Source organism: Bacillota bacterium (assembly GCA_030705925.1).
Lineage (GTDB): Bacteria > Bacillota > Clostridia > Oscillospirales > Feifaniaceae > JAUZPM01.
The window spans coordinates 1-24,322 of sequence record JAUZPM010000030.1 but is presented as its reverse complement, the minus strand read 5'-3'; the positions used below and the strand labels follow the sequence as shown (position 1 = coordinate 24,322).

The 24,322-nt window shown below is 39.6% G+C and carries 18 protein-coding genes, 5 tRNA genes and 1 pseudogene; 8 read left to right on the top strand and 16 right to left on the bottom strand.

Annotated features, from left to right (window positions below; genetic code table 11):
- Positions 1 to 246: 246 nt before the first annotated feature.
- From Q8865_06215 to Q8865_06205, 3 genes are all read right to left on the bottom strand, one after another.
- Positions 247 to 1,515 carry an Nramp family divalent metal transporter gene (locus tag Q8865_06215; protein ID MDP4153014.1) on the bottom strand — a complete coding sequence of 423 codons (1,269 nt, stop codon included), beginning with the start codon at positions 1,513 to 1,515 and terminating at the stop codon, positions 247 to 249.
- A 190-nt stretch (positions 1,516 to 1,705) separates the two neighbouring features.
- Positions 1,706 to 2,185, bottom strand: coding sequence for an iron dependent repressor, metal binding and dimerization domain protein (locus Q8865_06210; GenBank protein MDP4153013.1), 480 nt, complete (start codon positions 2,183 to 2,185; stop codon positions 1,706 to 1,708).
- 70 nt (positions 2,186 to 2,255) lie between these two features.
- The gene (locus Q8865_06205) at positions 2,256 to 3,209 is read right to left on the bottom strand and encodes an acetylxylan esterase (protein ID MDP4153012.1); all 954 of its coding nucleotides are present in this window, start codon (positions 3,207 to 3,209) and stop codon (positions 2,256 to 2,258) included.
- A gap of 754 nt (positions 3,210 to 3,963) precedes the next feature.
- Between Q8865_06205 and Q8865_06200 the strand changes: the two genes are divergently transcribed.
- Positions 3,964 to 5,964: a thioredoxin domain-containing protein gene (locus tag Q8865_06200; GenBank protein ID MDP4153011.1), complete on the top strand. Its 2,001-nt coding sequence runs from the start codon at positions 3,964 to 3,966 to the stop codon at positions 5,962 to 5,964.
- A gap of 70 nt (positions 5,965 to 6,034) precedes the next feature.
- On the opposite strand, the gene Q8865_06195 is transcribed toward Q8865_06200, so the two are convergent.
- The 3 genes from Q8865_06195 to nagZ are packed head-to-tail and all read right to left on the bottom strand — an operon-like array spanning position 6,035 to position 9,455.
- A complete protein-coding gene (locus Q8865_06195; GenBank protein MDP4153010.1) occupies positions 6,035 to 6,964 on the bottom strand; it encodes a BadF/BadG/BcrA/BcrD ATPase family protein in 930 nt (309 codons plus the stop codon).
- Between the two features lie 15 nt (positions 6,965 to 6,979).
- Positions 6,980 to 7,885 (bottom strand): N-acetylmuramic acid 6-phosphate etherase, encoded by a 906-nt coding sequence (murQ, locus tag Q8865_06190; protein MDP4153009.1) that lies wholly within the window; start codon positions 7,883 to 7,885, stop codon positions 6,980 to 6,982.
- A 19-nt stretch (positions 7,886 to 7,904) separates the two neighbouring features.
- Entirely contained in the window at positions 7,905 to 9,455 is a 1,551-nt protein-coding gene (gene nagZ, locus Q8865_06185) for a beta-N-acetylhexosaminidase (protein MDP4153008.1), read from the bottom strand.
- Between the two features lie 164 nt (positions 9,456 to 9,619).
- Here nagZ and Q8865_06180 point away from each other — a divergent pair, with 164 nt between their 5' ends.
- Genes Q8865_06180 through Q8865_06170 form a run of 3 tightly spaced genes read left to right on the top strand, consistent with a single transcriptional unit; the run spans position 9,620 to position 12,704 of the window.
- Complete coding sequence (locus Q8865_06180) at positions 9,620 to 10,759, top strand: DUF1343 domain-containing protein (GenBank protein ID MDP4153007.1); 1,140 nt, start codon at positions 9,620 to 9,622, stop codon at positions 10,757 to 10,759.
- A gap of 23 nt (positions 10,760 to 10,782) precedes the next feature.
- Positions 10,783 to 11,823 (top strand): serine hydrolase domain-containing protein, encoded by a 1,041-nt coding sequence (locus Q8865_06175; GenBank protein MDP4153006.1) that lies wholly within the window; start codon positions 10,783 to 10,785, stop codon positions 11,821 to 11,823.
- Positions 11,820 to 12,704 carry a hypothetical protein gene (locus tag Q8865_06170; protein ID MDP4153005.1) on the top strand — a complete coding sequence of 295 codons (885 nt, stop codon included), beginning with the start codon at positions 11,820 to 11,822 and terminating at the stop codon, positions 12,702 to 12,704. Before Q8865_06175 ends, Q8865_06170 begins: the two co-directional genes overlap by 4 nt.
- Positions 12,705 to 12,770: 66 nt before the next feature.
- On the opposite strand, the gene Q8865_06165 is transcribed toward Q8865_06170, so the two are convergent.
- The 5 genes from Q8865_06165 to Q8865_06145 all read right to left on the bottom strand — a co-directional run bounded on the left by Q8865_06165 (position 12,771) and on the right by Q8865_06145 (position 18,102).
- Positions 12,771 to 12,846, bottom strand: a tRNA-Thr gene (locus tag Q8865_06165).
- Between the two features lie 152 nt (positions 12,847 to 12,998).
- Entirely contained in the window at positions 12,999 to 14,150 is a 1,152-nt protein-coding gene (locus tag Q8865_06160) for an aldo/keto reductase (GenBank protein ID MDP4153004.1), read from the bottom strand.
- Between the two features lie 182 nt (positions 14,151 to 14,332).
- Positions 14,333 to 15,811, bottom strand: coding sequence for a stage IV sporulation protein A (spoIVA, locus tag Q8865_06155; protein MDP4153003.1), 1,479 nt, complete (start codon positions 15,809 to 15,811; stop codon positions 14,333 to 14,335).
- Between the two features lie 112 nt (positions 15,812 to 15,923).
- The gene (locus Q8865_06150) at positions 15,924 to 16,490 is read right to left on the bottom strand and encodes a manganese efflux pump MntP family protein (protein ID MDP4153002.1); all 567 of its coding nucleotides are present in this window, start codon (positions 16,488 to 16,490) and stop codon (positions 15,924 to 15,926) included.
- A gap of 91 nt (positions 16,491 to 16,581) precedes the next feature.
- Positions 16,582 to 18,102 (bottom strand): DUF3794 domain-containing protein, encoded by a 1,521-nt coding sequence (locus Q8865_06145; GenBank protein MDP4153001.1) that lies wholly within the window; start codon positions 18,100 to 18,102, stop codon positions 16,582 to 16,584.
- A 265-nt stretch (positions 18,103 to 18,367) separates the two neighbouring features.
- Here Q8865_06145 and Q8865_06140 point away from each other — a divergent pair, with 265 nt between their 5' ends.
- The 4 genes and pseudogenes from Q8865_06140 to Q8865_06125 all read left to right on the top strand — a co-directional run bounded on the left by Q8865_06140 (position 18,368) and on the right by Q8865_06125 (position 22,182).
- The gene (locus tag Q8865_06140; GenBank protein ID MDP4153000.1) at positions 18,368 to 19,195 is read left to right on the top strand and encodes a polysaccharide deacetylase family protein; all 828 of its coding nucleotides are present in this window, start codon (positions 18,368 to 18,370) and stop codon (positions 19,193 to 19,195) included.
- 286 nt (positions 19,196 to 19,481) lie between these two features.
- Positions 19,482 to 19,973, top strand: coding sequence for a chemotaxis protein CheW (locus Q8865_06135; GenBank protein ID MDP4152999.1), 492 nt, complete (start codon positions 19,482 to 19,484; stop codon positions 19,971 to 19,973).
- A gap of 105 nt (positions 19,974 to 20,078) precedes the next feature.
- Complete coding sequence (locus tag Q8865_06130) at positions 20,079 to 20,312, top strand: hypothetical protein (protein MDP4152998.1); 234 nt, start codon at positions 20,079 to 20,081, stop codon at positions 20,310 to 20,312.
- A 221-nt stretch (positions 20,313 to 20,533) separates the two neighbouring features.
- A pseudogene (locus tag Q8865_06125) lies at positions 20,534 to 22,182 on the top strand (methyl-accepting chemotaxis protein).
- A 114-nt stretch (positions 22,183 to 22,296) separates the two neighbouring features.
- Here Q8865_06125 and Q8865_06120 read toward each other — a convergent pair.
- From Q8865_06120 to Q8865_06100, 5 genes are all read right to left on the bottom strand, one after another.
- A tRNA-Gln gene (locus tag Q8865_06120) sits at positions 22,297 to 22,372 on the bottom strand.
- 63 nt (positions 22,373 to 22,435) lie between these two features.
- Positions 22,436 to 22,512 (bottom strand) — tRNA-His (locus Q8865_06115).
- A gap of 35 nt (positions 22,513 to 22,547) precedes the next feature.
- Positions 22,548 to 22,624 (bottom strand) — tRNA-Arg (locus tag Q8865_06110).
- Positions 22,625 to 22,628: 4 nt separating this feature from the next.
- Positions 22,629 to 22,702, bottom strand: a tRNA-Gly gene (locus tag Q8865_06105).
- A gap of 115 nt (positions 22,703 to 22,817) precedes the next feature.
- A partial coding sequence (locus Q8865_06100) for an ATP-dependent Clp protease ATP-binding subunit (protein ID MDP4152997.1) occupies positions 22,818 to 24,322 on the bottom strand: 1,505 nt, incomplete at its 5' end.

The following is a 24,322-nucleotide window of genomic DNA, read 5'->3' as shown; positions in this document are numbered from 1 at the left end:
TCATAAGCTGAACATTATCGTCCATATTACTTGCAAGTTTTTTATTTGCATTTGCACTTCGCTGATTCGCAAGCACTTCGTCAATAACTTTCTGCTTGTCCCTGTGCAGGAACTGAAACATGGCATTTCCCCCTTCGTTTCGATATATGATATAATTTGCTTTATTGATAAAATTATTCCTAATGAAATAAAATGACAAAAAATAAGCCTGAAAGCTTTTACGCTATCAGGCTTATTTTTTAAGTGTTATACCCGGCCAGAAAATGTGCAAAACAAAAGCATTACGTTCAGCGTTATTATTATTGCTGTAATGCAATATCCTATTATGGTGGCAAGTTTTGTATTTTTGAAACGCCCCATTAGGCTCTTTTTGTTAGTAATTATAATCATTGGTATGATTGCTAAGGGCAGCGCAAAGCTAAGAGATACCTGACTTAAAACAAGTGCATCCATTGGGTTTACTCCGAGCGCTATGATCAAAACTCCGGGTGCCATTGTTATTATTCTTCTTAGGTTCAGCGGAATGTCAAGTCCCACGAATCCTTTCATAATTGTCTGTCCCGCCATTGTACCGACAGCCGATGAGGATAGCCCCGATGCAAGAAGCGCGATACCGAATATCATGCTCGACATTGATCCGAGAAGCGGTTCGAGCGACTTATGTGCTTGTTCAATTGTATCCACGATAATACCGTTTTTGTTAAACACAGACGCCGAAACAATAACCATTGCCGCATTTATTATAAATGCGATATTCATCGCGATTATTATATCTATCCTTTCCATTTTGATATGCTTTTTTTTGCTAAGCTCGCTATTACAAGTATTTCTGCATTGTACAAGCTGGGAATGCAGGTATATTACATGAGGCATTACCGTTGCTCCAAGCATCCCTGCCGCTAAATAGACTGCTTTTCCGTTTGGAAGCGACGGCAGTATTGTATGAAGCCCGACCTGCACCCAGTCCGGTTTAGCGAGAAAAAGCTCTATCCCATATGCAGCGCTTATGACCACAACAAGCACAGTAATAATGCTTTCAACCAGCTTTTGCCCATACTTTTCAAGGTATACGATTATAAAAGTAATTATACATGTAAGTATTGCGGAGTAAACCATAGGTATTCTAAGTAACAGGTAAAACCCTAATGTTCCGCCGAGAAATTCGGCAAGATCAGTCGCCATTGCTGCAAGTTCTGCAACCACCCATAAAACCCAGTTTGTTTTTCTCGAAAACACCTCTCCGCACAGCTCTGGAAGATTGCGCCCAGTTGCGATACCCAGCTTTGCAGACATTGACTGAAGAAAAATCGCCATCAAATTGCTCCATAGGATGACCCATATAAGCTTATATCCAAAAACCGAGCCTCCGCTTATGTTAGTTGCAAAATTTCCAGGGTCTATATACGCCACACTTACTATGAACGCAGGTCCTATATAACTTAAAAACTGCCTTACCTTTACAGTCCAACTATATGATTTTCCGGCAGTTCTGACATTTAAAATTGATGGATTAATATTCACGTCAGGAATTCCATTCAGTTTAAAACACCTCCTTAACTTCCGTGCAGAATTAACAGTAACTAAAAACTTTAGTTCCGGCTAAATCTGCTGTCATTTTTAGGATATGTTTATAAAAATCCCTGTGTGAAATATATATTGGACAAAATAAAAAAGCCTTTTTATTAAAAGGCTTTTTTGCATTAATTTATGCTTTATTATCGTTTAAAAAATCAATATACGCTTTTTTTATATCAGGATTGTTTTTAAAAAATTTATTAAAGCTTTCTATCCGACTCAGCGTTTTGTCTCCAATAGAATGTTCTATGAGTTCTGTCTCAATCAAAAGCTCATCGCCGGCTTCAATATTTCTCAAAAACTGTTCAATAGCTAAGTGTCTTTGCAAGAGAAAACTGCCTATTTCCCTTCCCCTGTCTGTCAAAAAAATCAATTCGTATTTTTTATAGTCAATAAGTCCAATACGGCTCAACTTCTGCACCATATTAGTGACAGAGGGCGCGGCAACGTTCAATAATTCTGCAAGTGTGTTTATGCGAACATAGCCGTCTTTAAGGCTGTTTCTGTAAATCATCTCAAGATAGTCTTCCATAGCCGGCGTAAGGGATTTTTTCTCTTGATTAAGCAGCTCATATCCGCGAACGGTGTGAAATTTCTCTTTTTCTTCCATTCGATCACACCCTTAAATAAAATCCCATTATAAATATATTCTTTTTAACTTTCTTAAATACTGAAAAAAGTTATTTCAAGTTATCAGCAAGAAACCTCAGTTTTACTTCATTATGCACAGCCTTTGCGCCTTCGTGTCCGTTGAATGGGTAAATCTTTATCTCTTTTCTGCTTGTTATGCGGTTGTAAGACGCGAAATAAAGTTTAGCTGGGCATGTGTTATCATTTAGAGCAACCGACGCAAGCACTTTGCATTTTATCCTGTCGGCCATATTCATTGTGTCAAAATAACTCAGCGTCTCAAAAACCCTGTCAGTCCTGTCCGGATACTTCTTCAGATAATCATTGACGCTTGAAAAGGAGCCATAGGAACCCTCGACTCTTTTTTCAATATTGCTGTTGCTGGGCACGTCAACCATTGCAAGCCATGGTCTGCTGTCGAGAGCGCAGACCGCCATTCCAAGTGCCCCACCCTGACTTCCGCCGTGAATAATGATTCTATCTTTATCGACCTTATCGCAGGTCTCCGCAAAATCTATTGCTTTTAGACAGTCCATATAAACGGCTCTGAAATAATATTCATTTTTATCAAGCAAGCCTTTTGAAATAACGTTCTGCATAGAACCGCTTGTGTAAACAGCTGAGTTTCCGGTTTCTCCGCTCTGCTCGCGGCAGTCTACCGAGATGACGGCAATGCCCTGCATGACCCACATCATAAAATCAGCCGGCATACCCCTGTTCCCAGTAAAACCATGAAAATTAATGAGACACGGAAGTTTTTTCATATCAGTAAACTGCGGCACTATATACCAGCCATGAATCCTTGTGTCATCAAAGCCATTATATGATATTGAGTACACTTTAATATATTTGCTCGGATAATCATACAGTTCCATCTTAGAATTTAGCGGGACTGATTTTGCTTTTTTGATAGTAGCTTCCCAAAACTCATCAAAATCTTCTCTCTTTGTTAAAGCAGGTTTATATTCAAAAAGCTCTTTTGATACCTGTTCCAAATAACTCATAAAATCCCTCCAAAAATAACTATAAACAAAACTATACCAAACCGCAATTTTTGTCAACACTTCTTATCGTATATAAATATTTATTATTCATAATTTGACATTTGTTATTTTGGAGACTAAAATACGTTTAGAATAATGCCATCAAAATATCTTAAGGTTTAATATGAACAACATAGTGGTGAAGGTTACATACAGGGATTCTGATTTTCGGGAAGCTATTGTATTAGCAAATAATAAATTGTCCTACACTTGGTTGTTATTTCCCTGCATATTGATTTTCATTGCAGGAATATTATACGCAGGAATGACCAATGGGTTTTCAACTAAAGTCATTGCATTATTTACAATATACTTACTTATTCTTATGTGGTTTATATATAGGCTATATCTACTGCCATTAAATCAATACAAGACCATCACTAAATCCAAGCAAGAATATCACTATAGTTTTTCGATGGATTTAGTATTTTTGAGAACTGAACACAGAGAAACAAAATATGAATGGTCTTTTTTTAAAAAGGTCATAGAATCACGAAATCTCTTTCTTCTCTACTACGAAAAAAACAGATTTATTATTTTGCCTAAACGCTGTTTTGATAATTCAGACATTGACTCTTTTGTGCAGCTACTCGAAAATGTACACCATTTACTTTATTCAAAAATCCTTTAATTTTATAACAAAAAGCTTTCAGTCATACCTGATAGCTTTTTGGGTTATACTACATTTATTAAAAATTAAAGCGAGCGTGATAATATGCAAAACAAGAGTGTCCTGCAAAAGTCCAACAGATTAGCAAACGAAAAATCGCCATATCTTTTACAGCACGCTCAAAACCCCGTCGATTGGTACCCATGGGGTGACGAGGCTTTTAGAGAGGCTGCCCGCCGCGGCGTTCCGGTTTTTTTAAGTATAGGTTATTCTTCCTGCCACTGGTGTCATGTAATGGAACGTGAAAGCTTCGAAGATAATGAGGTCGCGGACATTTTAAATAAAAATTTCGTAAGCATAAAAGTTGACCGTGAAGAACGCCCGGACATCGACCATCTATATATGGAAGCATGCGTCGCATGGAACGGCTCTGGCGGATGGCCATTAACAGCTTTTTTGACGCATGACAGACGTCCATTTTTTGCGGGCACCTATTTCCCAAAGCAAGACAGCATGGGGCGTATGGGCCTCATATCACTTTTAAACAGTATAAATGAAACATGGACGACAAAGCAGAGTGAAATCGAGAAAAGCGCAGATACCGTTATTGATTACCTTAAAAAGCACAGTGACTCTTTAACACCGCCTGACACTTCTGTAAATGTAGTTGCGTATGAGCAGTTCGAACAGTCCTTTGACAAGGTATACGGCGGATTCGAGGGAGCCCCCAAATTTCCTTCCGTTCACAATCTGCTATTTCTGCTTCGCTACGGCATGCTTCATCCCGAATCAAAAGCGTTTGAGCTTGTAAATAAAACGTTAAGAGGCATGGAACAGGGAGGCATTTTCGACCATATTGGAGGCGGATTTTTCAGGTATTCCACTGACAGCCGCTGGCTTGTTCCGCACTTCGAAAAAATGATGTATGATAACGCTATGCTTCTGATGGCATATTCCGAGGCAAGCGTTGCAATTGATAAAAGGTATGAGGAAACTGCGCGCCGAACTGCAGATTACTGTATGCGTGAAATGCTGAGCCCTGAAGGCGGATTTTATACCGCGCAGGACGCAGACAGCGAGGGCGTTGAGGGAAAATATTATTTATGGACGCCTGCCGAAATAATAAAATGTTTGGGTGATACCGCAGGTAGGCAATACTGTGCAGACTATGATATAACCGAAAACGGAAATTTTGAAAGAAACAACATTCCAAACCGTATAGGAAAAGACGTTATATCGGGCGATACCCGCCACTCTTCACTGCTGACCATGCGCAGCGGCAGGGTTCCCCCTCTTAAGGACGATAAAATTCTCACGTCCTCAAATGGGCTCGCGATTGCCGCACTTTCTGTTGCCGGACGGCTGTTAAAAGAAAAATCCTATACAGAACAGGCTGAGAAAACGGCAGATTTTATCCTCAAAAATCTTTTTGTAAGCGGAAGGCTTATGGCACGTTACCGTGATGGAGAGGCCGCTCACCCGGCAGTACTTGACGACTATGCATACCTTCTCTGGGGACTTGTAGAGCTTTACGAGGCAACCTATAATCCAAAATGGCTTGCCTCCTCGATAGATCTGTCTGAACAGATTTTAAATTTGTTTTCAGATGAAACGGGCGGTTTATTTTTGTCAGGAAAAGATGTTTCCGACCTGCCGATCCGCCAAAAAAACTATAACGACGGAGCTCTCCCTTCCGGCAATGCTATTGCCGCCTATAATTTCAGCCGTTTGTCATTGATGACCGAAAACGACCGCTTTGAAAAATATGCCGAAAATATCATTCTCGCCTCCGGCGATGAATTACAGCGGGCTCCTTACGCCTATACCGGACAGTTAATAGCCCTGATGCAGAAGCATCAAGCCTTAAGTGTCGGGATAACGGCAGGAGAAGATTTAGAAAAACTTCAGTCTGTCCTTTCTGGATACCATCCCTTTGTACTATCTTATGTTTTCGGAAAAGGGTTCGAAGTCACCAATGCGCTTCTTTCTAATGCGGCTGAAAGGCCTCCAATCGGTGGAAAAGCAACAGCTTATGTATGCGGCTCATTCGGATGCAGACCTCCGCTCACAGACTGCGATGAACTTTCGAAATTATTAGATATATAAAAATAAATTCTCCTGAAAGTCTGTTCAGGAGAATTATTTTTTTAACCTTTATCCCTAATGTGCATTTATATTAATTATATGTGTTCTTAAGTTCATCCACAGCTAAAAGAACGGCGCCATCCGCAGCATCCCCTGTAAGCTTCTCGATTTTCATAAGCGGATACTGCTGTTTAATAAGCTCTCGAACCTCTTCAAGCAAAAAACGATTATTGTTTATAAATCCACCGCTTATTACAAGCGGACATTGCCGTTTTTCAAATCCAAGTCTGCCGGCAACCGTGCTAACCTGCTCAACAAGTTCTTTTCCTAAAAACTTGATGATAGCGATTGCAGCGCTATCGCCTTCCTCGCAAGCAGGCACCAACATCTCAGAAATTTCAGCAATTTCATTTTTGCCGTTTCCCTGCTGATAGACATAAGCGATTAGCTGTTCCTCATTTTCAAAATCAAGATGTCCCAGCACTAGATTTTTAAGCTTAGTATTCAGTCCCCGTCCGTCATACGCATGCATAACAGCCTTTAAAATTAATACGGCAGCTGCATATCCGCTGCCCTCGTCCCCTATTATATGTCCCCATCCACCGACGCGCGCAACTTTTCCTTCACTTGTGCATCCCATACATATAGATCCAGTGCCGGAAACCAAAATAATCCCTTCGTGTTCGACCCCTGCTCTAAGCACAGTAACGGCATCGTCTGTCACTTTTAAAGCACCTTTATACCCGGCGGAGCGAATTATTTTTTTTACCCGTTTTCTGTCATTTTCCCGTCCTGCGCCTGCAGTTCCGATACATAGATAGGCGCAGTCTTCTAAATCCAGCCCGATATCCCGTGTTGCTTTTGATAAAAGCGAAGAAAGCATTACTTCAATGTTTTCAGAATCGGATGAGTTGATGTTGCACGGGCCTCCGGTGACTGAATTTATAATTTTCCCGTCTAAATCAGCAATTTTGAGAATGGTTTTTGTTCCACCGCCGTCTATCCCTATTAAAAAGCTCACACTTGACACCTCTTATTACTTTTTTAGTATGTATTCGATGGCGCCGGAAACTAAGCCGTCAGCTTTACTAAGTGCTTCTTCCACCTGATCTGGCGATGACTGCGTTTTAAGTAGAATTATAGCCTTTTTGGGATTGTATCCGAATTTCTCAAGCGCATTCTGGGCATCTGCGTCTGACACGCCGCACACTTTCATTACTATGCGTATACAGCGGTTGATCAGTTTCTGATTACTGGGCTTTACGTCGACCATAAGATTGCCGTACACCTTGCCCAATTTAATCATAGTACAGGTACTCAGCATATTGAGCACTAGTTTCTGTGCAGTGCCTGATTTCATCCGAGTCGACCCCGTGACAACTTCGGGGCCTACGACAGGGGTTATGGGAAAGTCAACCTCTTTTTCAAGCAAAGAGTCTGGGTTACAGCTGATTCCAACCGTAGACGCACCTAGTCGTTTAGCCTGTCTGATCGCCCCGATAACAAACGAAGTGATTCCGCTTGCAGCGATCCCGACCACTGTGTCATGTTCATTCACCCCACGTCGAACAATTTCATCAGCCCCCGCCTGCAAATCGTCTTCCGCGCCTTCAACAGCAGAAAATACAGCATCTTTTCCTCCGGCTATTATTGCCTGCACCATATTCGGCTCTGTGCTGTAGGTAGGCGGGCATTCAGCCGCGTCAAGAATGCCAAGCCGTCCGCTGGTGCCTGCACCAACATAAAACAGCCTGCCTCCGGCTTTAAAGCTTTTTACGATCTGCTCAACAGCCGCCGAAATATGCCCTATCTCCTTCTGAACGGCAATGTGCACCCTGCCATCTTCCTCATTAATTATCTGGAGAATTTCAGGTATGCTGCAATTGTCGATATGACTGGATTTTTCATTCATTTGTTCTGTAGTAAGGCTGCCTATGTTCATGTAATTTCACCTATTTTTATTATAATTTTACCGGCAAAACTCCCTGAAACGGGATTTTACCTGTGAGAGCTTCGGTCACACTTTCCACTGACAGCGGCGTATATTCATAAGCAGCTACACAGCACGAAATTTCAGGAAAACATTTAATATCATATGGATTTCTCAGCATAACTACAATCAAATTCTTGTTTTGCCTGTAAAGCTCACGAACAAGTTTTGCCTGTGCAGTATAAATCCCAGCATTGTAGGTTGCAATAATAACTTTTTTATAGTTTCCCGCCATAACTAAAACGTTTTCTATCTCCTCGTCCGTCGGCTCAGCGGAGATAGTATAGCTTTTTGCTTCTGTTTTATTTGCATACCATTCAGCAAAACTTGTATTGGACTTTAATCTGTCATCAGCATTGCTGGTGACTTTAGGCTGAGTGGATATTACAAGCGTTTTATCATCCTTTGAGTCTAATGGAAGTAGTCTGTTTGCATCCTTTATAAGTGTAATGCTCCCCCGGCTGACTTTTTTAGCAAAAACCCTGTGCTTTTGTAATTCATCAACACCCATGTTCTCGAAACGCTGCTGTTTCAATCGACTTTTTGCGTCAAGTATCCTGTCGACCGATTCGTCCAGTCTTTTTTCAGATATAACGCCATCCCTGACTGCTCTTAATATTGCCTCATATGTGCCTGCCTGTCTTTCAGGGGTATGGCTGATGCAAAACAGATCAGCTCCAGCCATAAAAGACTTAAGCGTCCCCTTTTCAGTTGTAAAGTTCTCGACAATCGCATTCATTTCAAGACTATCGGTAATTATAAGTCCATTAAAGCCGAGTTCATGGCGAAGAAGCTCTGTCAGGATCTTATATGAAAGTGTTGCTGGCAATTTTTCAGGCTCAATTGCGGGAAACAAAATATGTGATGTCATAATTGCGCCGATTCCGCACTCTATTGCCCTCCTGAAAGGAACAAGTTCAGTGTTTTTTATACTTTCGAGACATCTATTAACACTTGGCAAGGAATAATGGGAATCCAGACTGGTGTCTCCATGCCCCGGAAAGTGTTTGCCTGTGGCAATTACAGCTTCACTCTGTATGCCTCTAATATAACCGGAGGCAAGTTCGGCAACTTTTTGAGGATCGTCCGAGTAAGACCGGACGCCTATAACAGGGTTATTAGGATTGCTATTAACATCAAGGACGGGCGCAAGATTCATATTGATGCCTAATTCTCTAAGTTCCCGCCCCACATAACGCCCCTCAAGATAGGTTTCGCCCTCTCTTGCCGCCGAGCCAAAAGCCATATTGCCCGGCATAAAGGTGGCGCCGTTAAATATTCTTGTGACCATGCCGCCTTCCTGATCAATCGATATAAAACCGGGAACGCCGCAAACTTCCTCCATCAATTTCTGAATTTCTGAAGTTAACGACTTTGTAGTCTGCGCATCACGTACATTTTTAGCAAACAAAATCACATTTCCGAAATGATTCTTTCTTATATGCTCTATAACCTTATCACTAAGCGTGTACCCGTCAAATCCGATTACAAAAAGCTGCCCAACCTTTTGTTCAAGCGTCATTGCAGCCTCTCCTCTTTTATTTTTTGTGTATGGTTTAACCCTAATAATGTATTCTATAGTATTATAGCCACCCTAAAAAGTCAATTTTTTCATGATTATTTGACATTTTAGACACTTTGAAATAAAATCTTTATAAATTGCTATTTATAGGAAGCGAAGTACAAATGAAAGCATGTATTAATAATGGGATAGACAATCTTTACTTAGTCGATGAAAAACTGAGGGGCAAACGGCTTGGACTGGTGACCGGGCCCACTGGTGTCAGCAGGGATTTGCAATCAACTATCGATATATTAAATGAAAAATATAATCTGACCTGTCTTTTTTCCGCAGAGCATGGGATTCGGGGTAACGCACAGGCAGGTGACAAGGTTGGAACATCTATTGACGGCAGAACAGGGCTTCCTGTTTGCAGCTTGTACGGTCAAACCCGCCACGCGGCAGAAGACGCATTAAGCCAAGTAGATACTGTCGTCTTTGACATGCAGGACGTAGGGTTGCGTTTTTATACTTATTTATATACGCTTACCAACATGATGGAAGACTGTGCAAAATATAAGATTCCGTTAATTGTGCTTGACCATATAAATCCGCTGAGCGGTATTAAACTTGAAGGAACAATGCTGGATGAACGTTTTTCATCTTTTGTCGGCAAATATGCATTGCCAACCCGATACGCGATGACTATCGGTGAATTTGCGTCCTATATAAACTCTGAAAAATCTATTGCTTGTGATCTTACCGTTTGCCCATGTTCGGGCTGGAAACGTGATATGTATTATGACGACACCGATCTTATTTGGATTCAGCCGTCGCCAAATATGCCGACCATTGAAACAGCATTATGCTATACAGGGTCATGTATGTTTGAAGGAACCAATCTGTCTGAGGGCAGAGGCACAACAAAACCGTTTGAAATAATAGGCGCGCCGTGGCTGAACGCATATGAAGTGATCGAACATATGCAATCTTATAACATTGAGGGTGTTAAATTTCGTGAAACATACTTTAATCCTACCTTTTCAAAGTACGCAGGGCAGGTTTGCTGCGGAGTTCAGCTTCATATTACCAATCGAGATGTCTTTGAATCATTCAAGACAAGTCTGCTGATGCTCGACTTTATCCGCAAAAATTATAATGAGTTTGAGTTTTTAGAAATCCGCAGTCGCAAAACAATTGAGCTTTTGCTTGGAACGGATGCCATATTCCGTGATGACTTTGAGCCGCTTCCTTTTATCGAAAGTGAAAAAAAGAAACTGGATATTTTCAAAAAAGAGGCTCAAAAATACTTAATTTACTCGTAAAAAACTTAGAAAGAAGTAAATCTATGTTTGAACAAACTTTAAATATGATAGAGCAAGGTCTAAATGATAAAATTTTTCCTTCAGCCGCCTTGGCAGTAGGGGTACGTGACCGGGTTCTGCTAAACTGCTGTTGTGGCAATACAAGCCTTACGCCTTCCGGCATTCCAGTAACCTCTGAAACGCTGTATGACATTGCAAGTCTCACTAAAATAGTCGTTACTTCAATGATTGCTTTTCATCTTTTTGAAGAAAAGCTTCTAAGGCTAGACGACACTCTGGATAAATTCTTTGAAACACCAGATGATAAAAAATCAATAACTATCCGGCAATTGATGACGCACAGCAGCGGTATCACCAGTCATTTTTACTTGAGTAAATACGCCCAAAATCCAGAAGAAACAGTAAAGGCTATTTTAAATTATCCGCTTGCCTGCCCGACAGCAAGTAAAGTAATTTACAGCTGTATGGGATTTATTCTGCTAGGAAAAATATTGGAACAGTGCTGTGGATCACCTCTGGATAAATTATCGCAAAAGTATGTATTTAACCCTCTCTCCATGACCAATACAACATACCATCCTGCCGGCAGCAATATTGCATATACGAATGACCCGCAAACAAACTCCTATCTTTGTGGCACCGTTCAGGATGAGAATGCGCGTTTTTTAGGCGGCGTTTCAGGAAACGCCGGCATTTTCAGTACGCTTGACGACATGATCAAACTTACCTCTATGCTTTCATGCGGAGGCAAAACAGCTAACGGAACATACCTAAGCCCAGAAACCATACGGCTTGCAACACAAAATTATACTCCCAGCATGGCTCAGAACAGAGGATTGGGATTTAAGCTGATGAGAGGCGAACTACCGTTTATGGGTGAATTATTCGGGGCAAGATCCTTTGGCCACACTGGGTTTACGGGCACTTCTATTGCGGTCGACCCTGACAGAGGATTATTCGTGGTTCTGCTTACTAATCGGGTACATCTCACACTTGATAATTCTAGATTTAAGGAGTTCAGGCAAAAACTTCATGACTGCATAGCTTCGGAATATTTTCTTTGATAATTATAGCTAATATCCCAACAAAAAACTTTATTTATTTGCTTGTATTTACTTTAATATTAAGTTGCTTTATCGGATGTTCTTCAAAACCAAAAGAAGATAATACAACTGACAAGGGGCAGGATACTATTTCGACGCAAGAATACCCTGATATTGCAAATGCAAATCAACAGAATTCAACTCCTAGCAAAGACTCAGTGCCTAGCAAAGATTCAACGCCATCCCAAACAACAAGCAGTCAGCTAAATAAATCGAATAATCAGCCTAAGACATCCAACGAGAAATCAAATGACAGCTTTAAAGACATGAAATTAAATTATTTTGATTATTTTGCTAAGAAAGAGGATCTATTTGTTGCACTAACTGAATTAACATTCGATAAAACTGAGGATATACCAGACAATATCGTACTTGCATATGCATTCGATAAATTATTTGAAGAAGGATCATTTGAAAAAACGTCAGAAAAAGGATACCTTAATGTTAAACAGGGTGATATAGATAAAATCACTCAGCAATATTTTAACAGAACATTAAATCACCCTGTTAAAACTGATTCTAATAATGATTATTCTTATAATTCCACAAAAAAAGAATATTGTTTTGTGAATTATGGTTGCGGCGGGTATTTTGTAGATTTAGTTTCTTTAAAAACTAATGAAGATTATACAAAAACGGGTGTTTTCAGGATATATGATACGCTAACAGAGGAATTTGGAGATGGTTTTTTAGAACAAGTCAGAAAAGATATTTGCAGCAATAAAACTGAATTTAAAAATCCTCGTGGAGAAGTTATGCCATATAAAACTAGGACGCTTACGTTTAAAGAAATACCATTAAAGAACGGTGATTTTTATATACAGTATATATCATTGCAATAGTAAATAGAAATTACACTTAGGCATATAAAAAACCCGCATGGAATTCCATGCGGGTTTTTTGAATATTGGAGCTGTTAACGCGATTCGAACGCGTGACCTCTTCCTTACCAAGGAAGTGCTCTGCCGACTGAGCTATAACAGCAAATACAGCATTGATAATTATAAAAGAAAAAAACATTAATGTCAACCACAATAACATCTTTTTAGCTTTTATTTTTTGTCAATGCTGTATTTAACTTCTTTGTTCCCCTATCTTTTTTACACAAAATAGAGTTATAAAAGCCCGTTAACGCATTATTTTGCGAGCACCCTGTGTGCCTCTTTAAGTTTTTGTATAATTGGTATCCCCTGTGGACACAAGCCCTCACATCTTCCACATTCGGCACAGCTATCAGCGGACTTTCCGCTATTTACATAATCGGAATAATGCCTTGCATGGGCATCGAGGTTATCATAAATAAATGCATCATTGTACATCTTAAAAATATTCGGGATAGCAACACCTGCAGGGCACGGAACACAGTATCCGCATCCGGTGCATCCTACCTTTGTCTTTGCAAGATAAGCATCTTTAACTTTCGCAACTAAGGCATATTCCTCATCGCACATCCTGCCAAAATCAGGCTTGCTGAAAATCTCCATTGTATCCTGAAGCTGCTGCATACTGCTTGAACCGCTTAAGATAAGTTTAATATACGGCAGTGAAGCAAGCCAGCGGAATGCCCATTCCTGAGGTGAACGTTTGACCGGATACGTATTATAAAGGGCCTTTATATCATCAGGCACGTTTATAGAAAGCTTGCCGCCTTTAAGCGGCTCCATAATCGTGACAGGTATGCCTTTTTTCCCCGCATACTCTAATCCCTCAATCCCTGCTTGTATATCAGTGTCGATGATATTGAGCTGTATCTGGCACATACACCAGTCGAAACTGTCTATTATCTCTTTAAAAGTGTCGATGTCGCCATGGAATGAAAACGCGGGATATTTTATTTTCCCCTGTGCCATTGCTTCTTTAAGATATTTCACGGCGCCAAGCTCTTTCATCTTATCCCAGTTGCCGCGGGTCAGTGAATGCAAAAGGCAAAACTCTATACAATCGCTCTGAAGCGCTGTAAGGTGTTCGTTCCAGAGTTTATCAAAATCATCATAAGAGTTGATTGCATATGCCGGAATCTTTGATGCGACATTGACACGTTTTCTATATCCGCCAGTTAATGCTTCCCCAAGTAAATATTTGCTTGCATGATTATGATACATATGTGCGGTATCAAAATAGTTCACCCCGTTATCCGCCGCATAACGTATCATTGCGATCGCTTTTTCTTTATCTATTTTTTCACTATTGGCGTCCCCGCCAGCTTCCGGCAATATAGGCAGACGCATTGTTCCAAGTCCGAATCTTGAAACTTTTAGCCCTATATTTTCAAAAGTTGTATACTGCATTTTTAGCTCCTTCTAAATTTCAATCTCTCTATACTTTTAAACTCTCTAAAGTATTTCCCTTATAAACATTCTTCCGACATTGTAACATTAAAAAAACACTTAAACAATATATTTTTAAAAATTAAAGAGCGCGGAATTGCTCCGCGCCCTGAAAGCAAAATGAGTGCTATGGCTCTAACGCTTTAGAGAATTATGCAGATAAGACTTCCGCTTCCCTCGTTAATAATGCGTTCAAGTGTGCTGCGCAGTTTATAGCGTGCATCATCTGGCATTTTTGAAAGCTTACTGTGCAGTCCTTCATTAACAAGCTCATGAAGGGATTTGCCAAAAATATTGGATTCCCAAATTTTCGTCGGATTTTCCTCAAATTCGGAAAGGATATATTTAACCAGATCTTCTGATTGCTTCTCGCTTCCGACAATGGGAGATACCTCGGTTTGGATTTCTGCCATCATCATGTGGATCGAAGGAGCACTTGCCCTAAGTCTTACTCCAAATTTGCCGCCCTGTTTTACAATTTCAGGCTCTTCAAGCCGCAGCTCATCTATAGTAGGAGTTACGATACCATAACCTTTTTCACGAACATCATCGAGCGCAGACTTTAGTTTATCATATTCACGTTTTGCTGCCGCTAAGTCTGTAATAATCGTGATAAGGCTTTCTTCATCGTTGATCTCAAGGCCGCTCTTTTCACCCAAAACACGATAGAATAAGTCATCATTAACATTAACATCTATGTAGCCGATGCCTTTTCCAAGATCAATTCCCGCAAGATGGGTGTTTTTAACGTTTTCATTCTTACCAATGCCGTCAACGATGCCGCCGATTTCACGTATTTTCTGTGCATCAGCCGCCGATTCGAGAATAGTACCATAAATTCCTGCTTTAAGCCAGTGAGTATTTTCAAGCACATCTACCCATTTCGGCAGTGTAATGTTGATTTCCTTTATGGGGAACTCAAACAGCACCTTTTCCATAATGTTGCGGATCTCGTTTTCATCCATCTCCATTATATTAACAGGCAAAACGGGTACTCCGTACTGCTCTTCCATCTCATCGCGAAGCTGCTCAGTTTCCGGAGCGTTCGGTTTGGTGGTATTAAGCAGGGTTATAAACGGCTTGTCAATCGCTTTCAATTCGCCTATTACACGTGCTTCAGCGTCAACATATGCACTGCGTGGGATTTCACCAATGCTGCCGTCAGTTGTAACAACAAGACCTATGGTGCTGTGTTCTGTAATAACCTTTTTTGTGCCGATTTCCGCTGCGCGGTCAAAGGGCATGCTCTCTTCATCCCATGGAGTATGAACCATACGGGGGCCCTCGCCCTCAATATAGCCTAGCGCAGCCGGTACTACATAGCCAACGCAGTCTATAAGACGGACTTTAAAACGCGCATTATCATCGAGTTTTACCTCAACAGCTTCATTGGGAATGAATTTCGGCTCGGTAGTCATAATCGTTCTGCCGGCCGCACTCTGAGGCAATTCATCGTGCGCACGTTCTTTTTTAGCTGCATCTTCTATATTGGGCAAGACAAGACTTTCCATAAAGCGTTTGATAAATGTAGATTTTCCGGTACGCACAGGCCCGGCGAGACCGATATAAATATCGCCTTGAGTCCGCCTTGCGATATCGGCATATATATTGTATTTATCCATAGCTTTTCCTCCTCATTTTGCTTTTCAATAAATGTATATGTGAGGAGATAAAAAATATGATAAAAAATAAGACGCATTCATACGAAAACGTCTTATATAAATTAATTGCCACTCAACCATTGAAAAACATATGCTCTATGAATATTTTAGCGCCGATAGAAATAAGTATTACCCCGCCCAGAATCTCAGCTTTGTTGCTTAAAATTGCCCCGAATCGTTTTCCTATATAAACAGATGCCAGACTGCATATAAAAGTTATCAAAGCTATCATCGAGCCTGCAAAATAGATATTAATGGACAGAACCGCAAAACCAATTCCAACCGCAAGTGCATCAATGCTTGTTGCAATAGCTTGAACAAGAAGAACGCCTGTGCTAAGCTCCATCTGTTTTGTCTCTTTGCTTTGAGGTCTGGTAGCCTCATATATCATCTTACCGCCAATAGCCGCAAGAAGAATCAGTGCGATCCAGTGGTCAATAGCCTTTATCTGATCCTCAAACAATTCACCGCCAAAATACCCGATTGCAGGCATAATGCCCTGGAATATTCCGAATAATAGGGCTATCTCAATTGCCTTGCTGAGTTTAATTTGTTTTCCGCACATGCCATTGGACATCGAAACAGCCGCTGCATCCATAGACAGTCCCAGTCCGATAAGCACGATTTCCATTATGCCCATTGTTTCTCCTCCATTTTTAAACGGTAGAGGCTGGAACTGCCGCTACCGTTTAATGAAGAAGATTATAGCACAGCCTTGCACACCCGTCAATTTATTTTTTGGGTATTAAAAGCATGTTTTTGTCACAAACATCGCCTTCAAATGAATTCAAATCTTTTATTGACGACACCTTAACATTATAACGTTTCGCAATATCCCAAATACTTTCATTTTTAGACGGATAATAAAGCACTATATAATCTCCTGCGCGTTTTTTAGGCTTTTCCTCGTCAACAGACATATCGCTGACCGCTTCAATTTTGTCCATACGTTTTACAATCGCTACGCCGCCAATTGATGCCCTTATTTCAACAGCAGTTGCACCGGATATTACAAAACTAAATGAATCAAGTGCCAGCTTACTGTCGATAACAGAGCCACGCGGCGCATTTCCAGCAGCAGTCGTTATGGTAAAGGGAACTGAAGATTCCAAGCTGTCAAGATCACCGTCAGCCATAAGCGCCAGCATTGATATATTGAGATTCCCTGAAACGTTAAGTTTACCGTCATCAATATCAGCATTAAGGACTGTAACAGTCCCGCTGCTTGTAAACACTCTGGATATCTCACGCGAAAAGTCAACCACTTCCCGAACATTACCCGCTAAGTTTACAAAATCCATACTGCTGCAAATATGATATTTTTTTTTGTCACATTTATAATCATAGCCGGTTGAAAAAGCGTCTGTGCAATATTCGAATTCATCATTGTTGTATGCGGTTCCGCAGCAGCGGACATCACATTCGCAAGCGATTACTCTGTTTTCGCCGCCGTCATTTTCATATATTTCAGTCTTTAGTGCATTTACAGACATATCGACAATACACATGCTGCTATCGTCAACACCGTCAATATCAAATATATGCGAAAAAGGAATTTCGCTGTCAAGATATTGAATATCACCGCTGCCATCCGCTGTGTAAAGCGTATGTACATTAATAACGCCTTTCGCAATAATCTTATTGTTGATAGCCTTATACTCAACAGGTTTTGCATCGGCATAACTGTAGAGATGGTTTGCAATAGCCGGGTTCGCTGCCGGCACTTCTATGTCTTCTTCAATCTTAATACTTTTATCGCTTCTTCCGGTTATATTGCAAATATGCATATTTTCAACCTGAGTTTCAATATCTGAAATCGGTGTAAGAACAGACAGCATTCCGCAGTTTTCGGCTTTAACATGGATATCAGCGCCAACTTTTAATGAAAGTTTTCTTGAATTGAGCATTTTGCAGTTGATATAATTTAGCATGATATTCGTAAACAGCATACTGTTTTCTGCTACACCGGTTGCAGGCATAACACTTTCAAAATCAAAAGTCTGGCGCAGCGCCTGCGGAGTATTCCCTTCTTCAGGCATATAAAGTACAACCATCATTATATTTCCTGACAAAGTCACCTTATCCTTTGACGGCTCTACTGAAGTAATAACCGGAATAGCATCCGCCCTAACTATTTTCAGTACGTCAGGATAATAATCAGGTACTATTATATCCGCCTCGCGAACAACATCTCCGTGATTATCGTATACGGTTTCACAATATTTATGCTCTGATTTTTCCATATTTTCCATAGTGTTCTCTCCTTTTTAAGCTTTAATCCGCCTATAAGCATTATATTTTTGGAGAGCTCTGATTATGCAAAAAGTCATTTTACAAATATAATTTTTACTAATTTTAATAGTGATTAAATGTGCAGATAAATATTAAGTAATCGTATTGACATATCCTGTTCCATTTGGTATATTTATGTGATGGTAAGAAAAAGCTGACCATAAAATAGCGTTTGGTATAAAATATACGGTATAATAATGCATATTAATTCTGGAGTTTTTAACTATGCAATTCTTTATTAAAAGTAAATTAGTCAAATATTTATTTATCGGAATTGCAGCCGTAATTTTGGCTGCGTTTATTTTTGCTTTTGGTTTAAAAGCAGGAGTCCCGGTGTATATGTACCATAGTGTATTAGAAAAACCTTTTTCTATTAATGATAGTTTATTTGTAAGACCAGATAATTTTGAACAACAAATTAAATATTTAAAAAATAATGGTTATACCAGTATTTTTGCCGATGATTTACCTCATGCGTCTAAATTTAAAAAACCTGTTGTTATTACATTTGATGATGGTTATCGTGACAATTATACTTATGCTTTTCCAGTCTTAAAAAAGTATCATGTTAAAGCTACTATTTTTGTCATTACTAACTACATAGACAAACCAAACTACTTGACACGAGAACAAATAAAAAAAATGTCAGACAGCGGTTTGGTTAGTATTCAAAGCCATACTGCATCACACTCTAACTTGTGCCAGTGTACAGAAGAGCAGATAGATAATGAATTCTTGTCATCGAAGACAGAACTTGTAAATTTGACTCACAAGAAAGTCGATATCGTAGCATACCCATATGGCAAATATAATAAAGAAGTAGTTAGAGAAGCCAAAAAATATTATCATCTGGCTTTTATAACCCTTGGTGATAAGTCATATAAAAAATCATTTGCTTTCAAAACTCCGCGTGCTGGAATATTTAGAAACACCAATTTAAATCAATTCGAAACAATCACTATAGAAAGATCAAGGAATAGATTCCAAAATATCTTTTTAAATTTTAAACACGAGGAAAGGCAAGTTGCAAAGCGTTTTTCCCACCTTATCTGACATGGGAATTTAATAATATTTTGAGTAGAATTAATTGAGCCTTAAAATTTGTAGTAAAGTTATTACAAATTTTAAGGCTCAATTAATTATTTGTTCACATTTTTTGTATAAACTCACCTAATATACTATACTAATTAGGTGAACTTTAGTATAATTAGTCTGCCATAAGGCAATATTTATGTAAAAGGGAGTGATTTAGGGAAATTTATATCAACCAACTTTCTTTATGGGGGGGTGACAGAACAAGTAATAATACATCTTTAAATTATAAGAAAGGATTGTTGAAATGGGAGAAACAACAACGGCGCAACTTCAGGTGGAAGAAGAAGATACACAAAAAGGAAAATATCTTACATTCTTAATCGGAAGTGAAACTTTCGGCATTGAAATCAGATATGTCACTGAGATTATTGGGATTCAGCCAATAACCGAGATGCCGGAGTTACCGAAATATGTAAAAGGTATCATCAACTTGCGGGGCAAGATCATTCCGGTCATGGACATAAGGCTAAGATTTAAAAAACAATTTAAGCAATATGATGGCAAGACATGCGTAATTGTTATTGATATTGAAAATTTATCTATCGGCTTAATAGTCGATAGTGTCTCAGAAGTACTTTCAATTCCCGATGAAGAGATTGTTCCACCACCTGAATTAAGTGGGAACAGCAGTAAATACATCAAGGGGATTGGCAAGGCAGATAATGAAGTTAAGCTACTACTCGATTGCAATAAGCTCCTAAGCGAAGAAGAAATAGACAATATAACAAAGATATAAGGGAGATAACAATATGAAATGGTTTTATAACTTAAGGATATCCGCAAAATTATTAATAAGCTTTTTATTGTTGCAATTATAGCTGGCATCGTTGGTGTTGTCGGAATAGTTAATATCAACAGTGCCGACCAAAGATACAGTGATTTATTTGTAAACTTCGGTACAGCCCTTGGTGAAATCGGAAAAGTTTCAACAGATTTCCATGAATCCAGAAGCGTGATCAGAGACGCTATTATTGAAGAGGGTAACATAAGTACATATACCGATAAAATTGCTCAGTATGATAAAGATATAGATACAAATCTTGCTAACTTTCAAAAGAGCATACAAACGCAGTAAGTACAAAGCGAATTTGATAATTTAAAAAAACAGATAGAGAATTATAAACCAATCAGACAACATCGAGGCAGCAAGGCCAGGCAATAGCTGCACTTCAAAGCGCTTCGCAGGTTGCCAGCGGTATCCAACAATCAATAGATAAGCTTGTCGACAATAAAGTGTCTATTGGTACACAAAGATCAGACGACTATTCTTCAAAAGCGCAGAGTACAACTGTTATGATGATAATTATCGTTTTAATAGCAGTAGTAGTGGCCGTGGTGCTTGGCGTTTTCGTTTCAAATATAATCAGCAAGCCAATCAAAAAGTTAGAAGAAGCGGCTGATAAATTATCAACTGGTGACGTTAATGTAGACGTCAAAGCAACAACAAAGGATGAAATCGGAAAGTTAATGTCATCTTTTGATACAATGGTGAAAAATATTAAAGGTCAGGCTGAAGCAGCAGATCGAATCGCAACTGGAGATTTAAGCATTAAGGTTTCTGTAAAATCAGAAAATGATATTTTATCAAAGAGCTTGCAAACAGTTATTGAAACGCTCAAGATGTTAATTGCAGAAACTGAGATGTTATCTAAAGCTTCTGAAGAAGGAAATTTAAGTACCCGCGGAGATATAGATAAGTTCAATGGGGCTTATGCAAACATAGTTAATGGTTTCAATACAACCCTAGAAACTGTAATAAAGCCAGTTCAGGAAGCGTCTGCAGTTCTTGAAGAAGTTTCTAAAGGAAATCTTAAGGTGAGTGTAAAGGGCGATTATAAAGGTGATCATGCAATCATAAAAAATGCGCTCAATGATACAGTCAGTACGTTGTCATCTTATATAAATGAAATCTCAAATGTTCTGACTGAAATGGCAAACGGAAACCTGAACATTAACATCAATAATGATTACAGAGGAGATTTCTCAGAAATCAAATCTTCTTTAAACAATATCATAAAAGCATTTAATGATGTGTTAAATGATATAAATTCATCGGCACTACAGGTTGCATCAGGTTCAAGACAAGTTTCCGATTCAGCGAGTCATTATCTCAAGGGTCAACAGAGCAAGCAAGCTCCATTGAGGAATTGACTTCATCTATTGAAGAAATCGCTTCACAGACAAAGCAGAATGCTGCAAATGCTGACCAGGCTAACCATCTCTCTATTACATCTAAAAATGCTGCAATAGCTGGCAATGAGCAGATGAAAGAAATGCTTAACGCTATGAACGAAATCAACGAAGCGTCGGAGAATATCTCAAAAATAATAAAAGTAATCGATGACATAGCATTTCAGACCAATATACTCGCTCTGAATGCCGCAGTGGAAGCAGCACGGGCTGGACAGCACGGCAAAGGTTTCGCTGTTGTTGCCGAAGAGGTAAGGAATCTTGCAGCACGTTCCGCAAATGCGGCTAAAGAAACGACCGTTCTGATTGAGGGAACAATTAAAAAGGTTGAAGCAGGAACAAAACTTGCCAGTGATACCGCTGAAGCACTCAATAATATCGTTGATGGCGTATCAAAATCAACATCCCTAGTAGGAGAAATTGCAACTGCTTCTAATGAACAGGCATCCGGCATTGCCCAGGTAAACCAAGGGATAATGCAGGTATCTCAGGTCGTTCAGACTAATTCAGCTACCTCTGAGGAAAGTGCTGCTGCCAGCGAAGAGCTCTCCAGCCAGGCTGAATTATTAAAAGAGATGGTCAGTAAGTTTAAATTGAAAAAAAGCAGCTCTTCGAGTTTAAATGAATTAAATCCAGAACTGTTAAAAATGCTTGAAGACATTTCGGCATACAATGAGATAAAAAAAGCAACCGATAAACATGTTAAAAATAAGCCAAAAATAATTTTAAATGATAACGAATTTGGAAAATACTAATCACTCTTAAACAATAATGAGAGAGCGCAAGCTCTCTCATTATTAATGTCTATATAAAAAACAAACTTTAAAATCCGAAATTCCATTGAATTAAAGATTTTAAAGTTCAAAATTTGGTTGGGATGGCTGGATTCGGACCAGCGGAATGCAGGAGTCAAAGTCCTGTGCCTTACCCCTTGGCTACATCCCATTATATGAAAAAGGCGATACTTCAATTCAGAACAACTGAATAACCGCACCGCCCTAAAAGACATGGGGTGGATAATGAGATTCGAACTCATGGCCTCCAGAGCCACAATCTGGCGCTCTAACCAGCTGAGCTATACCCACCGAATAAAAAAACAAGGCTACCGCCTTCACGTATTTGGCGCGCCTGAAGAGACTCGAACTCCCGACCCACTGCTTAGAAGGCAGTTGCTCTATCCTGCTGAGCTACAGGCGCATAATGGAGCAGGTGATGGGAATCGAACCCACGTAACCAGCTTGGAAGGCTGGAATTCTACCATTGAACTACACCTGCATTTTGAGTGCCATAATAATTTACCATATAAACGGGATATTGTCAACACTTTTCGATGTTTTTTATGATAAAAAGAATTTATGGCAACTCGTGCGCCTTTAATTGTAGCCTCTTCTTATATAAGAATTTTTATTTCTTCCTCATCTGCGGAAAGCTTCATTTCTCTTAATATAGTATTATAATTATCTATCATTGTTCCGGCAATTTTGTCCTCAATTTGTTTTTCTATTGACCTTCTAAGATTTCTTGCCCCATATTTAGTTGAATACGATTTTTTCACAAGAAAATCAAGAACGCTGTCGTCCCACGAAAGTACAATGCCTTTATTCGCCATTCCGTCTTTAAGATCAGAAAGCATAATAACTGCAATCTTTTTAAAATCTTTCTCGTCAAGCTGACGGAAAGTTATTATTTCATCAACACGGTTTATAAACTCGGGGCGCATTATTTCTTCAAGTGCCTTTAAGGACTTGTTTTGAGCCGCAAGCCCTTCCTTTTCACTAAAGCCTATCTGGCCCTCATGCTTATATGAGCCCGCGTTCGTGGTCATGATTATTATTGTGTTTTCGAAATTCACAGTCTTTCCGTGTGCATCTGTTATATGACCATCATCTAATATCTGGAGTAGAATATTCAGCACATCGGGATGCGCTTTTTCGATTTCGTCAAACAGTATTACGCTATATGGCTTTCTCCTAACCTTTTCCGTAAGCTGACCTGCCTCGTCATAACCGACATATCCTGGAGGTGCTCCAATAATACGTGAAACACTATGCTTCTCCATAAATTCAGACATATCAAGTCTGAAAAAAGTTTCAGGAGAGTCGAAAAGACATGTAGAAAGCTGTTTTACCAGTTCTGTTTTTCCAACCCCTGTAGGGCCTGCAAAAATAAATGATACAGGTTTCCTTTTCGGGCTTATGCCTGCACGGTTTCTTTTTATTGCCGCAACGACAGAGCTAATTGCTTCATCCTGCCCAATTATCCTTGACTTAAGGGTATCTTCAAGGTTTAGAAGCTTTACAAATTCTTGTTCTTTGATCTTACTTGCAGGGATTCCAGTCCACAGTTCAATAACTTTTGCAAGGCTGTCGATTGTAATATGAAGTACATTTTTCTTGCTTTCAAGCTCGCGAACTTCTTCAGCTATCATACACTGGCGACCGCGCAGTTTGGCAATCGTCTCGTAATTATCGGGATTCTCCGCAAGAACCTTATCCAAATCCTTATTTACAGATCCAAGCTCATCGCGCAGACGGTATATCCTGTCTGCTTCAGCATCCTCTATATTTACAGCAGATGCAGCCTCATCGATAAGGTCGATTGCCTTATCCGGCAGATATCTGTCAGTAATGTATCTCTCTGAAAGCATTACCGCTTGTTTAACAGTCTCATCATCGATAATTACGCCATGATATTTTTCATAGTAAGCCTTGATGCCATCCAATATTTCAACGGAATTGTCAATTGAAGGCTCTTCAACCGTAACGGGCTGAAAACGGCGTTCAAGCGCGGCATCTTTTTCTATATACTTACGATATTCAGCAAATGTCGTCGCCCCAATAACCTGAATTTCTCCGCGTGAAAGCGCAGGTTTAAGGATATTGGCTGCATTCATAG